Annotated in this window: 13 protein-coding genes; 7 read left to right on the forward strand and 6 right to left on the reverse strand. The window is 59.7% G+C overall.

Features of this window, described 5'->3' with window-relative positions:
• Positions 1–4: 4 nt before the first annotated feature.
• The 3 genes from lepA to lptF all read right to left on the reverse strand — a co-directional run bounded on the left by lepA (position 5) and on the right by lptF (position 4,147).
• Complete coding sequence (gene lepA / locus ACEN9A_RS24475; RefSeq protein ID WP_018927092.1) at positions 5–1,804, reverse strand: translation elongation factor 4; 1,800 nt, start codon at positions 1,802–1,804, stop codon at positions 5–7.
• 170 nt (positions 1,805–1,974) lie between these two features.
• Positions 1,975–3,036: an LPS export ABC transporter permease LptG gene (gene lptG / locus ACEN9A_RS24480; protein WP_018927093.1), complete on the reverse strand. Its 1,062-nt coding sequence runs from the start codon at positions 3,034–3,036 to the stop codon at positions 1,975–1,977.
• A complete protein-coding gene (gene lptF, locus ACEN9A_RS24485; protein WP_413387509.1) occupies positions 3,029–4,147 on the reverse strand; it encodes an LPS export ABC transporter permease LptF in 1,119 nt (372 codons plus the stop codon). The genes lptG and lptF overlap by 8 nt, the downstream gene beginning before the upstream one ends.
• Positions 4,148–4,441: 294 nt before the next feature.
• On the opposite strand from lptF, the gene ACEN9A_RS24490 reads away from it, so the two are divergent.
• The 5 genes from ACEN9A_RS24490 to rlmF all read left to right on the forward strand — a co-directional run bounded on the left by ACEN9A_RS24490 (position 4,442) and on the right by rlmF (position 11,093).
• Complete coding sequence (locus ACEN9A_RS24490) at positions 4,442–5,932, forward strand: leucyl aminopeptidase (protein ID WP_258671093.1); 1,491 nt, start codon at positions 4,442–4,444, stop codon at positions 5,930–5,932.
• Between the two features lie 60 nt (positions 5,933–5,992).
• Entirely contained in the window at positions 5,993–6,421 is a 429-nt protein-coding gene (locus tag ACEN9A_RS24495) for a DNA polymerase III subunit chi (protein WP_018927096.1), read from the forward strand.
• A gap of 8 nt (positions 6,422–6,429) precedes the next feature.
• Entirely contained in the window at positions 6,430–6,813 is a 384-nt protein-coding gene (locus tag ACEN9A_RS24500; RefSeq protein ID WP_019647751.1) for a hypothetical protein, read from the forward strand.
• A gap of 235 nt (positions 6,814–7,048) precedes the next feature.
• Positions 7,049–9,895 carry a valine--tRNA ligase gene (locus ACEN9A_RS24505; protein WP_258671094.1) on the forward strand — a complete coding sequence of 949 codons (2,847 nt, stop codon included), beginning with the start codon at positions 7,049–7,051 and terminating at the stop codon, positions 9,893–9,895.
• Between the two features lie 175 nt (positions 9,896–10,070).
• Positions 10,071–11,093: a 23S rRNA (adenine(1618)-N(6))-methyltransferase RlmF gene (rlmF, locus tag ACEN9A_RS24510; protein WP_028940334.1), complete on the forward strand. Its 1,023-nt coding sequence runs from the start codon at positions 10,071–10,073 to the stop codon at positions 11,091–11,093.
• Between the two features lie 101 nt (positions 11,094–11,194).
• On the opposite strand, the gene ACEN9A_RS24515 is transcribed toward rlmF, so the two are convergent.
• Positions 11,195–11,476 (reverse strand): HU family DNA-binding protein, encoded by a 282-nt coding sequence (locus tag ACEN9A_RS24515; protein WP_007905514.1) that lies wholly within the window; start codon positions 11,474–11,476, stop codon positions 11,195–11,197.
• Positions 11,477–11,873: 397 nt separating this feature from the next.
• Between ACEN9A_RS24515 and yejK the strand changes: the two genes are divergently transcribed.
• Both yejK and ACEN9A_RS24525 read left to right on the forward strand, forming a co-directional pair.
• Positions 11,874–12,878 carry a nucleoid-associated protein YejK gene (gene yejK, locus ACEN9A_RS24520; RefSeq protein WP_018927100.1) on the forward strand — a complete coding sequence of 335 codons (1,005 nt, stop codon included), beginning with the start codon at positions 11,874–11,876 and terminating at the stop codon, positions 12,876–12,878.
• Positions 12,878–13,228 carry a glutaredoxin family protein gene (locus ACEN9A_RS24525; RefSeq protein WP_019647748.1) on the forward strand — a complete coding sequence of 117 codons (351 nt, stop codon included), beginning with the start codon at positions 12,878–12,880 and terminating at the stop codon, positions 13,226–13,228. The genes yejK and ACEN9A_RS24525 overlap by 1 nt, the downstream gene beginning before the upstream one ends.
• Positions 13,229–13,351: 123 nt before the next feature.
• On the opposite strand, the gene ACEN9A_RS24530 is transcribed toward ACEN9A_RS24525, so the two are convergent.
• Both ACEN9A_RS24530 and ACEN9A_RS24535 read right to left on the reverse strand, forming a co-directional pair.
• On the reverse strand, positions 13,352–14,287 hold the full coding sequence (locus tag ACEN9A_RS24530) for a glutathione S-transferase family protein (protein ID WP_019647747.1): 936 nt from the start codon (positions 14,285–14,287) through the stop codon (positions 13,352–13,354).
• A gap of 88 nt (positions 14,288–14,375) precedes the next feature.
• On the reverse strand, positions 14,376–14,696 hold the full coding sequence (locus ACEN9A_RS24535; RefSeq protein ID WP_019647746.1) for a GIY-YIG nuclease family protein: 321 nt from the start codon (positions 14,694–14,696) through the stop codon (positions 14,376–14,378).
• Positions 14,697–14,729: the final 33 nt, after the last annotated feature.

Genomic DNA, 14,729 nt, shown 5'->3' on the forward strand with positions numbered 1-14,729 from the left:
GGACCTAACTATCCAACCTGAGCACGGCAAGGAAGGCTTCTTGTGGAATTTCCACGTTACCGACCTGCTTCATGCGTTTTTTACCGGCCTTTTGCTTTTCCAGCAGCTTTTTCTTACGGCTGACGTCACCACCGTAGCATTTGGCCAATACGTTCTTTCTGAGTGCCTTGACGGTTGTACGCGCCACAATCTGACCGCCAATGGCGGCCTGGATTGCCACGTCGAACATCTGCCGCGGAATCAGGTCTTTCATCTTCTCGGTCAACTGGCGACCTTTGTAGTGCGAGTTGTCACGGTGCACGATCAGCGCCAGGGCGTCGACCTTGTCGCCGTTGATCAGCACGTCCAGTTTCACCAGGCTAGCCGATTGGTAACGATCGAAATGGTAGTCCAGAGAAGCATAGCCGCGACTGGTGGATTTCAGACGATCAAAGAAGTCCAGCACCACTTCGTTCATCGGCAGGTCGTAGGTCACTTGTACCTGGGAGCCGAGGAACAGCATATCGACCTGTACACCACGTTTTTCGATACACAGGGTAATGACGTTACCCAGGTGCTCTTGCGGCACAAGAATATTGGCGCGCACGATTGGCTCGCGCATGTCTTCGATGGCCGACAGGTCCGGCAGCTTGGACGGGTTATCGACGTAGATCGTCTCGCCGGTCTTGAGCAGCAGCTCGAAGATTACCGTCGGCGCCGTGGTGATCAGGTCCAGGTTGTATTCGCGCTCCAGGCGCTCCTGGATGATTTCCATGTGCAGCATGCCGAGGAAGCCGCAACGGAAGCCGAAGCCCAGTGCGTCTGAGCTTTCCGGTGTGTATTGCAGCGACGAATCGTTGAGGGTGAGCTTTTGCAGCGCCTCGCGGAAGTCTTCGAAGTCGTCGGAGCTGACCGGGAACAGGCCGGCGTACACCTGTGGCTGAATGCGTTTGAAGCCTGGCAGCACATCGACGTCCGGCGTCGAGCTCAAGGTCAGGGTATCGCCCACTGGCGCACCGTGAATGTCCTTGATGCTGGCGATGATGAAGCCCACTTCACCGGCCTTCAGGTCGACGGTAGGGGTGTGTTTGGGGTTGAATACACCGACGCTGTCCACCAGATGGATCTTGCCGGTGGACTTGACCAGAATCTTGTCGCCCTTCTTCACCCGACCGTGGCGCACACGAACCAGGGAAACAACGCCCAGGTAGTTGTCGAACCAGGAGTCGATGATCAACGCTTGCAGCGGATCTTCGATGTTGCCGGTCGGCGCGGGAATGGTGTGAACCAGGCGCTCGAGCACTTCATCGACGCCCAGGCCGGTCTTGGCACTGCACTCGACCGCATCGGTGGCATCGATGCCGATGATTTTTTCGATTTCTTCCTTGACGCGCTCCGGATCGGCCTGTGGCAGGTCGATCTTGTTCAGCACCGGCATGACTTCCAGGCCCTGCTCGATCGCCGTGTAGCAGTTGGCAACCGATTGCGCCTCGACGCCCTGACCGGCATCGACCACCAGCAACGCACCTTCACAGGCCGCCAGCGACCGGCTGACTTCATAGGTGAAGTCGACGTGGCCCGGGGTATCAATGAAGTTCAGCTGGTAGTTAATGCCATCGCGGGCTTTGTAATACAGGGTGACGCTGTGGGCCTTGATGGTGATCCCGCGTTCACGTTCCAGGTCCATGGAGTCCAGCACTTGGGCTTCCATTTCGCGCTCGGCAAGGCCGCCGCACATCTGGATGAAGCGATCGGCCAGCGTCGACTTGCCATGGTCAATGTGGGCGATGATGGAGAAATTGCGGATATGACTCAAATCACTCACGGATCAACACTCAAAAAGGCTGCAGGCATAGCCCGCCGAAAAATAGCCGGGAATTGTACCTGATCCACGGCGCAAGCGTCACGTTTGCAGGTCAGACGGCGCCTACAAAAACGCCCCGGTCTTGCGACAGGGGCGTTTTGAGTGACAAGCAAGACCGGAAAAACCCGCGATCAACCGGCCCGGCGCAGCAACCAGACCCCAGCCAGGGCGCAGACACCGGCCGGCACCAGCACCGCAAAGAGCGGCGAGAAACCGAACACCAGGCTCGAAGGCCCGAGCAGATCCTGGACGATACGGAAGGTGAAGCCCACCAGTACACCAGTGAAGACCCGCTGACCGAGGGTCACCGAACGCAGCGGACCGAAGATGAAGGAAATCGCCATCAATACCAATGCAGCGGTCACCAGCGGCTGCAATACCTTGACCCAAAACGCCAGCCAGTAACGTCCGTTACTCAGGCCCTGGTCAGCCAGGTAGTGGATGTAATTCCACAGACCGCTGATCGACAACGACTCGGGCGCCATCACCACGGTACTCAGCAGCTGCGGGCTCAGGGCAATTTCCCAGCGCTCCACCGGAGCAGTCACCACCTCGGTACTTTTGTCATGGAACAGCGTGGTCGTGACATCGGTCAGTTGCCAGTGATCGGTATCGAATTCCGCACGTTTGGCGAAGCTCGAAGACAGCATGTGGCGCTGATCGTCAAAACGATAACGGGTCACACCGTACAGCAGACCGTTGGGTTGTACGGAGTTGACGTGAATGAACTCATCACCCTGACGGTGCCACAAACCGTGCTTGGCGCTTTGCGCATCGCCACTGCCCTGGGCCAGCGAGCGGTTGGCTTGAGCGGTGATTTCCGTGGCCGGCGCAACGTACTCGCCGATCACCAACCCTACCACCATCAGGATCAGCATCGGCTTCATCACGGCCCAGACGATCCGACCGATGGACACACCGGCGGCACGCATGATGGTCAGCTCGCTGTGACTGGCCAGACTGCCGAGGCCGATCAGGCAACCGATCAGCGCCGCCATCGGCAACATGTCGTACAGGCGGCGCGGCGCGGTCAGCAACACGTAGCTCAGGACATCCATCAGCGTGTAGGTATCGCTGACTTCGCTCATTTCATCGATGAAGGCGAACAGCGTGGCCAAGCCCAGAATGATCCCCAGAACAGCCAGGATCGCGATGAACACGCTGCTACCGATGTAGCGATCGAGCTTATCCACGGGCCACCTCCAGCGCGCTGCGGCGACTCGCCATCTTCAAGCTCAGCGACTCCCAGTACAGCAAGCCCAGACCGATGGCCAGGAAAACTGCATGCACCCACCACAAGCCCAACACCGGCGGGATCTTGCCCTTTTCGAGGGCGCCGCGAGCGGCAATCAGGATGGTCAGGTAAGCCATATAAAGAAGAATCGCCGGCAGCAGCTTGAGGAAACGGCCCTGGCGCGGGTTGACCCGCGACAGCGGCACCGCCATCAGGGTCACGATGAAGACCAGCAACGGCAGGGACAGGCGCCATTGCAGTTCGGTACGCGAGCGGATGTCGTCGCTGGCCAGCAAGGAACTGGTGGTCATCGCATCACGGTCAGTCACTTCATCGCTGACGTCGGGTTTTGGCAGTAATACGCCGTATTCGTCGTACTTGATGGCGCGGTAGTCGGCCTGACCCGGATTACCGTCGTAGCGGTAGCCGTTGTCGAGAATCAGGTAACGGTTGCCATCGGGCCTGATTTCCTGACGGCCCTTCTCGGCTACCAGCACGGAAATCCCCCGATCCTTGTTGTCAGAACTGACATTCTTTTGCGAAATGAACACGCCGCCCAGATTGATGCGGTCATCCGACAGTTGCTCGGTGTAGGTCACCCGAGTGCCGTCGCGCAAGGCCTGGAAGCGACCCGGCTCGAGGGTGTCGAACTCGGTCAGTGCATCCTGTTTGTTCAGCAGCAGCTGGAACTGGTTGGCACCTTGTGGCGCCAGGCTCAGGCTCAGCCACGCCACGACCAGGGCAACCAGGGTGGCCGGAAAAAGAGTCATGGCAAACAGACGCTGCTGGCTCATGCCGGTGGCAGACAACACGGTCATTTCGCTTTCGAGGTACAGACGACCGTAGGCCAGCAGGATCCCGAGAAACAGCCCCAAAGGTAGAATCAGCTGCAGGAAACCCGGCAGACGAAAGCCCATGATCAGGAACAGCGAGCCCGGGTCCAGGAGCCCGGAGGCCGCCTGGGCGAGGTATTTGATGAAGCGTCCGCTCATGATGATGACCAGCAGCACGGCGCTGACGGCGCTCAAGGTCAACAGGACTTCGCGGGATAGATAACGGAAGACAATCAAACCAGACACTCCAGGGTTGTCAGGCTAAGCGGCCAAACAAGCAAACATATCAGCCGGCCCGCAGGGCAGAGCCGCCGAAAAAGATGCGCATTATCCTGTGATTGAGTGCGCCTGTCACTGCACATGCTCAAGCAGGCGCCTGAACCGCTGAAGTTCGCATAACCGAGGGTTGTCAGGCGCAGGCAGCGAGGTTCAAACTGCCGCCTTTGTCGCTGGCAATACACCAGCGTCTTTCTACTTATAAGCAAGCCTCTGCGCGTCGCGCAGTTTGACCATTAATTCAGGGACCCGGACATGGAACTGGTTGTAAAAAGCGTTAGCCCGGAAACGTTGAAGACCGCCACGTTGGTAGTCTCCGTCCGCGAAGGCCGCAAGCTCGGCACCGTTGCCAAACAACTCGACGAACTGAGCGGTGGCGCTATCAGCGCAGTGCTCAAGCGCGGCGACCTGGCCGGCAAAGTCGGCCAAAGCCTGTTGCTGCACAGCCTGCCCAACCTCAAGGCCGAACGCGTACTGCTGGTGGGCGTGGGCAAGGATGAAGAACTGGGCGATCGCCCGTTCCGCAAAATCATCGCCGGCATCCTCAATACCCTGAAAGGCCTGGGCGGCAGCGATGCAGTGCTGGCCCTGGACGAAGTGGTGGTCAAGGGCCGTGACAGCTATGGCAAGACCCGCCTGCTGGCCGAAACACTGGTGGACGGCGAGTACATCTTCGAACAGTTCAAGAGCCAGAAAGCCGACCCGCGCTCCCTGAAGAAAGTCACTCTGGTGACCATCAAGGCGGCACAGGCTGAAGTCGAACGCGCCGTGGCCCACGCCACCGCGATCGCCAACGGCATGGCCTTCACCCGTGACCTGGGCAACCTGCCGCCGAACATCTGCCACCCGACGTTCCTTGGCGAACAAGCCAAGAACCTGGGCAAAGAGTTCAAAAGCCTGAAAGTCGAAGTCCTCGATGAGAAGAAGATCAAGGACCTGGGCATGGGCTCGTTCTACGCCGTCGGCCAGGGCAGCGCCCAGCCACCGCGCCTGATCGTCATGCAATACAACGGCGGCAAGAAATCCGAGAAGCCATACGCCCTCGTCGGCAAAGGCATCACCTTCGACACTGGCGGCATCAGCCTCAAGCCGGGCGCCGGCATGGATGAGATGAAGTACGACATGGGCGGCGCCGCCAGCGTGTTCGGTACGCTGCGCGCAGTGCTTGAGCTGAAACTGCCGATCAACCTGGTGTGCATCCTGGCCTGCGCCGAGAACATGCCGAGCGGCAACGCTTCGCGTCCGGGCGACATCGTTACCACCATGAGCGGCCAGACAGTTGAAATCCTCAACACCGACGCCGAAGGCCGTCTGGTGCTGTGCGATGCCCTGACCTACTCCGAACGCTTCAAGCCGCAAGCGGTGATCGACATCGCCACCCTGACCGGTGCTTGTGTCGTGGCACTGGGCGCCCACACCTCGGGCCTGCTGGGCAACAACGACGAGCTGATCGGCCAACTGCTGAGCGCCGGCCAATCCGCCGACGACCGCGCCTGGCAACTGCCGCTGTTCGATGAGTATCAAGAGCAGCTGGACAGCCCGTTCGCCGACATCGCCAACATCGGCGGCCCGAAAGCCGGCACCATCACCGCCGCTTGCTTCCTGTCGCGCTTCACCAAGAACCTGAACTGGGCGCACCTGGACATCGCCGGCACGGCCTGGACCAGCGGCGGCAAGGACAAGGGCGCCACTGGCCGTCCGGTTCCCCTGCTGACCCAATACCTGCTGGACCGCGCCAAAGCCTGAAACCAATGACCTCGGACGGCGTCACTTTCGAGTGACGCCGTCCGTGGCTCAGGAACCGCAATGACCAAAGTCGACTTCTATATCCTGCCCAGCGCCGATCCTTCGGCGCGGCTGGATTTCGCCTGCAAGCTCACCGAAAAAGCCTGGCGCATGGGCCACCGCATTTACCTGCATTGCAGCGATGCCGCCCAGCGTGATGCGCTCGATGCGCGGTTGTGGGCGTTCAAGGGCGAAAGCTTCGTGCCCCACGGCCCAGCCGAAAGCGAGCCGGACGGTTTGATTGTGCTGGGTCTTGGCGATGACTGCGGTCAGCATCAGGATCTGCTGGTCAATCTCGACCTGAAAGTCCCGGCCTTTGCCAGACAGTTCGCCCGCGTGGCGGAAGTGGTGGTGGAAGACCCGGCGATTCGTGCGGCTGCGCGGGAGAGTTTTCGTTTCTACCGCGAACAGGGCTATCCTCTGCAAGATCACCGTTTACAGCGACTCTGAGCATTCCGATGGACACTCCAAAACCACCGCAAAAGTCCGTGCACCTGCTGGAAGACCTTGAGTCGATCCGCCAACTGCTCGGCGATGACAACCTGCAACCGCCATTGCTGACCGACGCCGTCATTGAAGGCGACCAGGAACAGATTCCCATGCTGTTCGACACCGTCGGCCATGCGCCGCAGGTCGAACCGCCACCACCCGCCCCGGCCGCCCAGCCGGTTCCTGCCGCCAACAAGGGCCCCGATGCCCTGTTGCACCTGGATAGCGAGCTGCGCGCCGCCGCGCAATTGATCATGCAAGACGTGATCGACGACTTCGCCCCGCACATCGAAACCGAAATCAAACGCCGGCTGGATGCGCGGATGGAACGGTTGCTTAGCCAGTACGAGTAACCTTGAGCCGAGCGGGCTTCCGTGGCGAGGGGGTTTACCCCGTTGGGTCGCGAAGCGGCCCCAATATCTGCCATCGTGGTGCATCTGGCGCACCCACACATCGGTTTTACGACTGCTTCGCAGCCGAACGGGGGTAAACCCCCTCGCCACAGTCCGCCCCTGCTCGCCCTACGCCCCGTGCCCCGCTATACTTCCCGGCTTTTCCTGAATAAATGCCAATAGGGTCCCGCCGCGCATGGATAAGACCTACCAGCCGCACGCCATTGAAACTTCCTGGTACAACACCTGGGAGTCTGAGAATTACTTCGCCCCGCAAGGCGCGGGCGAGTCCTACACCATCATGATCCCGCCGCCGAACGTCACCGGCAGCCTGCACATGGGTCACGGCTTCAACAACGCGATCATGGACGCCCTGATCCGTTTCCGCCGCATGCAGGGTCGCAACACCCTGTGGCAGCCGGGCACCGACCACGCCGGTATCGCCACGCAAATGCTGGTGGAGCGTCAACTCGAAGCCCAGGGCCAGAATCGCCACGATCTGGGCCGCGAGAAATTCCTCGAGAAAGTCTGGGAATGGAAGGATCAGTCCGGCGGCAACATCAGCCGTCAGATCCGCCGCCTCGGCTCATCCGTGGACTGGAGCCGCGAGCGCTTCACCATGGACGACGGCCTCTCGGAAGCGGTGAAAGAAGCCTTCGTGCGCCTGCACGAAGACGGTCTGATCTACCGCGGCAAGCGTCTGGTCAACTGGGACACCAAGCTGCACACGGCGATTTCCGACCTTGAAGTGGAAAACCACGACGAGAAAGGTTTCCTGTGGAACCTGAAGTACCCGCTGGCCGATGGCGCCAAAACCGCAGAAGGCAACGACTACCTGATCGTCGCGACCACGCGTCCGGAAACCATGCTCGGCGACGCCGCCGTGGCCGTTAACCCGAACGATGAACGCTACAAAGCCCTGATCGGCAAATTTGTCGAGCTGCCGCTGGTCGGCCGCCGCATCCCGATCATCGCCGACGATTACTGCGACCCTGAATTCGGCACCGGTTGCGTGAAAATCACTCCGGCCCACGACTTCAACGACTACGAAGTCGGCAAGCGCCACAACCTGCCGCTGCTGAACATCTTCGACAAGAATGCCGACGTGTTGCCAGCAGCCCAAGTGTTCAACCTCGATGGCAGCGTTAACGAGCAGATCGACGGCACACTGCCCGCCGATTTCGTCGGCCTCAACCGCGAGCAGGCCCGCAAGGAAATCGTCGCGGCGTTCGAAGCCGCCGGCCTGCTGGTCAGCGTCGATGACCACGCCCTGAAAGTGCCGAAAGGCGACCGCTCCGGCACCATCATCGAGCCGTGGCTGACCGACCAGTGGTACGTGTCCACCAAGCCATTGGCCGAGCCGGCCATTGCTGCGGTTGAAGACGGCCGCATTCAGTTCGTGCCAAAACAGTACGAAAACATGTACTTCTCGTGGATGCGCGACATCCAGGATTGGTGCATCAGCCGTCAGCTGTGGTGGGGCCACCGGATTCCGGCCTGGTACGACGAGTCGGGCAAGGTCTATGTCGGTCGCGACGAAGCCGAAGTGCGTGCCAAGCACAACCTCGGGCCGGACGTTGCGCTGCAACAAGACAACGACGTTCTGGATACCTGGTTCAGTTCGGGCCTGTGGACCTTCTCCACCCTGGGCTGGCCGGAACAGACCGAATTCCTGAAGAAATTCCACTCCACCGACGTGCTGGTGACCGGTTTCGACATCATTTTCTTCTGGGTTGCCCGGATGATCATGCTCACCATGCACCTGGTGAAAAACGAAGACGGCACGCCACAGGTTCCGTTCAAGACTGTTTATGTGCACGGTCTGGTGCGTGATGGCCAGGGCCAGAAGATGTCCAAGTCCAAGGGCAACGTCCTGGACCCGCTGGACATCATCGACGGTATCGAGCTGGAAGATCTGGTGCAGAAACGCACCTCCGGCATGATGCAGCCGAAACTGGCGAAGAAGATCGAGAAGCAGACCCGCGACGAGTTCGCCGACGGCATCGCCAGCTACGGCACCGACGCCCTGCGCTTCACGTTCTGCTCGCTGGCGTCCACCGGTCGCGACATCAAGTTCGACATGGGCCGCGTCGAAGGCTACCGCAACTTCTGCAACAAGATCTGGAACGCCGCGCGCTACGTGCTGGACAAAGGTGAAGACTGCGGCCAGAACGGCGAAGCCTATGAGCTGTCCCTGGCGGATCGCTGGATCATTTCGCAGCTGCAACGCACCGAAGCCGAAGTGACCCGTCAGCTCGATCAGTTCCGTTTCGACCTGGCGGCACAAGCCTTGTACGAGTTCATCTGGAACCAGTATTGCGACTGGTACCTGGAACTGTCCAAGCCTGTGCTGTGGGACGAAAACGCACCGGTCGAACGTCAGCGCGGCACCCGTCGCACTCTGGTTCGAGTGCTGGAAGTCGCTTTGCGCCTGGCTCACCCGTTCATGCCATTCATCACCGAAGAAATCTGGCAGCGCGTTGCGCCGCTGGCCGGTATTCAAGGCAAGACGATCATGTTGCAACCTTGGCCAGTGGCCGTTGAGGCACGCATCGACCAGGCTGCCGAAGACGATATCGAATGGCTCAAGGGTCTGATGCTCGGCACGCGTAACATTCGTGGCGAGATGAACATCGGTCCAGGCAAGCCGCTGAACCTGTTCCTGAAAAACGTCAGCGCCGAAGATCAGCGCCGTCTCACCGAGAACGAAGCCCTGCTGAAGAAGCTGGCTCGCCTGGAATCGATCACTGTTCTGAAGGCTGGCGAAGAAGCACCACTGTCCGCCACCGCACTGGTTGGCGAGATGGAAGTGCTGGTGCCGATGGCCGGCCTGATCGACAAGGACGCCGAACTGGCGCGCCTGGACAAGGAAATCCTGCGTTTGCAGGGCGAAGTTCAGCGCGTCGGCGGCAAGCTGTCCAACGCCGGTTTCGTCGACAAGGCCCCGGCCGAAGTCATCGAGAAGGAACGCGCCAAACTGGCTGAAGCTGAACAGGCTTTGGGCAAGCTGGCGGAGCAACATGCGCGGATTGCCAGTTTGTAACGGCACATCGCAATAAAACAGGGAGGCCCCAGCGGCCTCCCTTTTTTATGCCCGCCACATACTCCCAAACACCCGTTGCCACAGGGACATGCAGCGATCTTCACAATTGGGTGAGCAGCAGCTGGATGTGGGACAATACCCGCCACTTTTAGCCATACCCGAATCGACCTCGCCCATGACCGCCCCCAGCACACCCAAACCTGCGCGCAAAAAGCCTAAACCCGCGACCCCGGCCAAAGCCGTGGAGCCACGCGAGAAGGCCAGCCTGCACCCGCGCAATCGCCATCAGGGTCGTTACGACTTCCCGGCGCTGATCAAGACCACGCCGGAGCTGGCGAAGTTCGTGATCATCAATCCGTACGGCAAGGAGAGCATCGACTTCGCCAGCCCGGACGCGGTGCGAGTGTTCAACCGGGCGCTGCTCAAGGCGTTCTACGGTATCGCCCATTGGGACATCCCGGCCGACTACCTGTGCCCGCCGGTTCCGGGCCGTGCCGACTACGTGCACTTCCTGGCCGACCTGCTGGCCAGCGTCAACGACGGCGAAATCCCTCGCGGCGCGCCAGTCAAGGTGCTCGATATCGGCATGGGCGCCAACTGCGTCTATCCGTTGATCGGCTACAGCGACTACCGCTGGCACTTCCTGGGCTCGGAAATCGACCCGATAGCCGTAGCCTCAGCCAAAGCCATCGTGCAGTCCAACGGGCTGAACAAAGCCATCCAGCTTCGCCAGCAAACTAATCCCAAGCACATTCTGCTGGGCTTGCTCGAACCCGGCGAACGCTTTGACCTGACGATGTGCAACCCGCCGTTCCATGCCTCGATGGACGAGGCGACCAAGGGTAGCGTGCGTAAATGGCGCGCGCTGGGCCGCGCCGACCCAAAACGCAAACTGCCGGTGCTGAACTTTGGCGGGCAATCGGCCGAACTGTGGTGTGAAGGTGGCGAGGCACGGTTTGTGACGCAACTGATCGCCGAGAGCGCGCACTTTCAACACAAAGTGCTTTGGTTCAGTACCCTGGTCTCGAAAGCCTCGAACCTGCCGGCGATCCAGACGGCGCTGAAAAAGGCCGGCGTATTGGAAAGCCAGGTCGTGGAAATGTCCCAAGGGCAGAAGCAAAGCCGTTTCGTCGCCTGGACCTTCCAGACCAAATCCGAGCAACAGGTCTGGCGCGAACGCTGGGCCCGTAAAAGCTGAGTAACAACCGAGACAGCGATTGAGCCTGATCAATCGCTGAATCGCAGACACAAAAAAACCGTGCCCGGATTGCTCCGGAGCACGGTTTTTTTTAACAAGTCTTACTTGTTAACAGCGTCGGTCAGGCCTTTGGCCACAACCAGCTTGATCACTTTCTTGGCAGCGATTTCGATGGCAGCGCCAGTCGAAGGGTTGCGGCCGGTACGGGCAGGACGCTCAGTCACTTTCAGCTTGCCGATACCTGGCAGAGTGATTTCGCCGCCGTTTTCCAGCTGATCGGCAACGATTTGGCCCAGTTGGTCCAGAGCGTTACGCGCGGTGGTTTTTGGCGCGTCGATAGCTTCAGCGATGTCGGCGATCAGTTGGTCTTTAGTAAGAGCCATTGTAGTGTTCCTTCCCTATCAAATTCATATGGATTGCAGAGTGCAGTGTCAGCCATCGAGCCCGATCTTCTGGATCTGGCACCCTCGGCCATAACCACGACGAGTCGGGGTTATAGATACCGAAATCAGGGTTTGGTTCGACCTGACAAATGCTGAATGCACGCTTAACGCAGTGACTTCGCGTAAGACCGGGCAAAACTAGCACAGAGACGGGGAAATATCCGCCTCTAGCTACCCATTTGGTCAGCTTTATTGCTCTAAATCGGGAAAAAATCACATTAGGGTCGCCGCAGAGCTTCGAATTGCCCTTCGGACCACGCCAAAACCAGTGGTTGCGGTACACTGGGCGCTTTTTCGGGGGAGCACGCCCTCCTCTCTTCAATCAGCCGAGAAGCCCATGCCGATCCGTCATTGCATCGTCCACCTGATCGACAAAAAACCCGACGGCACACCCGCAGTTCTTCACGCCCGCGACTCTGAACTGGCTGAGTCCGCGGCCATCGAGAACATGCTCGCCGACCTGAACGAAAGCTATAACGCCAAACAGGGCAAAGCCTGGGGGCTGTTCCATCCGGAGTCCGGCGCGTTTCCATTCAGCGGCTGGCTGAAGGAATACCTCGACGGTGGTCGTGATTTCACAGCCTTCAGCCGGGTGGCGGTCGAGCATCTGCAAAAGCTGATGGAAGAATCCAACCTCTCGGTCGGTGGCCATGTGCTGTTCGCGCATTACCAGCAAGGCATGACCGATTACCTGGCCATCGCCCTGCTGCACCACAGTGAAGGCGTGGCGGTGACCGATCAGCTGGACGTGACCCCTTCACGACATCTGGACCTTGGCCAGTTGCACCTCGCAGCGCGGATCAACGTCTCCGAGTGGCAGAACAACAAGCAGTCCAAGCAGTACATCTCGTTCATCAAAGGCAAGAACGGCAAAAAGGTTTCGGAGTACTTCCGCGACTTCATCGGCTGTCAGGAAGGCGTCGACGGCCCCGGCGAAACCCGCACCCTGCTCAAGGCGTTCAGTGACTTCGTCGAAAGCGAAGACCTGCCGGAAGAGTCCGCGCGCGAGAAGACCAAGACCCTGGTGGATTACGCCAGCAGCCAGGCCAAAATGGGCGAGCCTATGGGCCTGGAAGAATTGTCCGAACTGATCGATGAAGATCGCCCGAAAGCCTTCTACGATCACATCCGCAACAAGGACTACGGCCTGTCCCCGGAGATCCCGGCGGACAAGCGTACCCTGAACCAGTTCCGCCGCTTCACCGGTCGCGCCGAAGGCCTGTCGATCAGCTTCGAAGCGCACCTGTTGGGCTCGAAGATCGAATACGACGAAGAAGCCGGCACGCTGATCATCAAGGGTCTGCCGACCCAACTGACCGACCAGCTCAAGCGACGCAACTGATGCTCGGTGGCGTGTTGAAAAAATTCCTGCTGATTCTGCTGGTGGTTGTGGTTTACCAGAACTGGGGCAAGATCGAGCGGGTACTTCACCCCTCGCAGGTGGTGTCCGAGCAGACCCAGGCCAAGGCCAACGTCGTGCTCTACGCCACTGACTGGTGCGGCTACTGCAAGCTGACCCGGCGCTTCCTCGATCAGAAAGGCATTCCGTACAAGGAATTCGATATCGAGAAGGATGCCGTGGCGCGCAAAGCCTATGAGGCGCTGGGGGGACGCGGGATTCCGCTGATCGATGTGAACGGGACGCTGATTCGCGGGTATGACCCGGACCAGGTGCTTGCGGCGCTGAAGTAACCCTTAAAATCAAAAGATCGCAGCCTTCGGCAGCTCCTACAGAGTTCACACCGATCCTGTGTAGGAGCTGCCGAAGGCTGCGATCTTTTTGCGTTTTCTGTCACCAAAGCATTTCAGAGCAGATCAACGCGCTTCGATACGAAACCCGAACCGCGGAAAGTGCACATGCACCACACCGGCCCGCTCGTCTTCACGGCGCAGAATCAATTCCTCGCTGCCGGCAAACAGCAATTCCCCCGCCACCGGATCAACCCCGTAATCGGTCGCTGCAATCACCACCTGCTGGCCGACCTCAAAGCCGTTCGGCTCATCGAACTGCTCATCCGGCAATGCGGCCGGTGTGGCATTGCGGGCAATTTCCAGCGCTTGCTCGGCCGTCATCTCGCTGAATGCGCCATGACCAAAACCCATCACGCGGCCAAACCACGCCAAAACGGCCGGATAAGCATCCACCAACGGTGACGTCACGTGCGTCGCCTTGAGGAACCACAGCGAATGAGCCAGGGCAAAGTCGGCAATCGACGGTTCACCGAACAGGAAATCCCCCTGCTCGCGCTGAAGCTGTTGCTCCAGACGCGCCATGATCGTTGGCCACTGATGCCGGGCCTGCTCGGCTGACAACCGAGTGGCACTGCCACCGCTGAACAAACCGGCGCGATCGGCCAGGAATGCCTTGATCGCTTCCGGCGACAATTTGCCGAAGCGCACCGCTACCGATTCTGGCTGGAACACCAGGCTGACCGCATGCTGGAACACCACCGAATCGGCCCACGCCGCAAAGGTCGCCGTGACCATTTCCTGGCCTTCCGGGAAAAACGCCGGTGAAGCTTTTTCCTGCTCCAGACGACGAGCGATCAACCCGGTGTCGCAATAGACATCGGCACCAATCTGCAACACCGGCGTCTTGCGGTAGCCGCCGGTCAGGGCCGTCAGATCGGGTTTGGGCATCACCGGCGAGATCATCACAGAGCGCCAGGACAACCCCTTGAAGCCCAGCAGCAAGCGAGCCTTTTCGGCGAAAGGGGACGTCGGGTAATGATGCAGAATCAACTCGGACATGCTCGGCTCCGCCGCTCGGATAAGGAGCCCGCAGCTTAACGCGCAATCGGCAGGCAGCCTACCCATCTGCCTGATGGGCACTTATCAGTCAGATTGATAAGCCCGCGGCCGCACTCGCCACCAGACATTCCTTGGCGCTTTTCTTGAGTTTTTTGATTAAGCGCTCCTGACGCAGCGCTTCGCTTTTGTCGCGGCAAGCTTCGGTATAGACCAGCGCCACGGCCGGGCTGGACAGGAAGAAGCGCGCACCTTTGCCACTTTGGTGGGTGGCGAAGCGGCGAACGGGATCGTCGCTGATCCCGCAGTAGAGCGAACCATTGGCCGCGCGAACGAGGTAGACGAACCAGGGTTTGCTGACGGGCACCGACGGTTCGGCGGCAATGACGGAAGATTCGCTCGAAGTGCTCACGTGACGATCAAGGCTTGATAGGAAACAAGCCGC

It is taken from the genome of Pseudomonas sp. Pseusp18, from assembly GCF_059506005.1.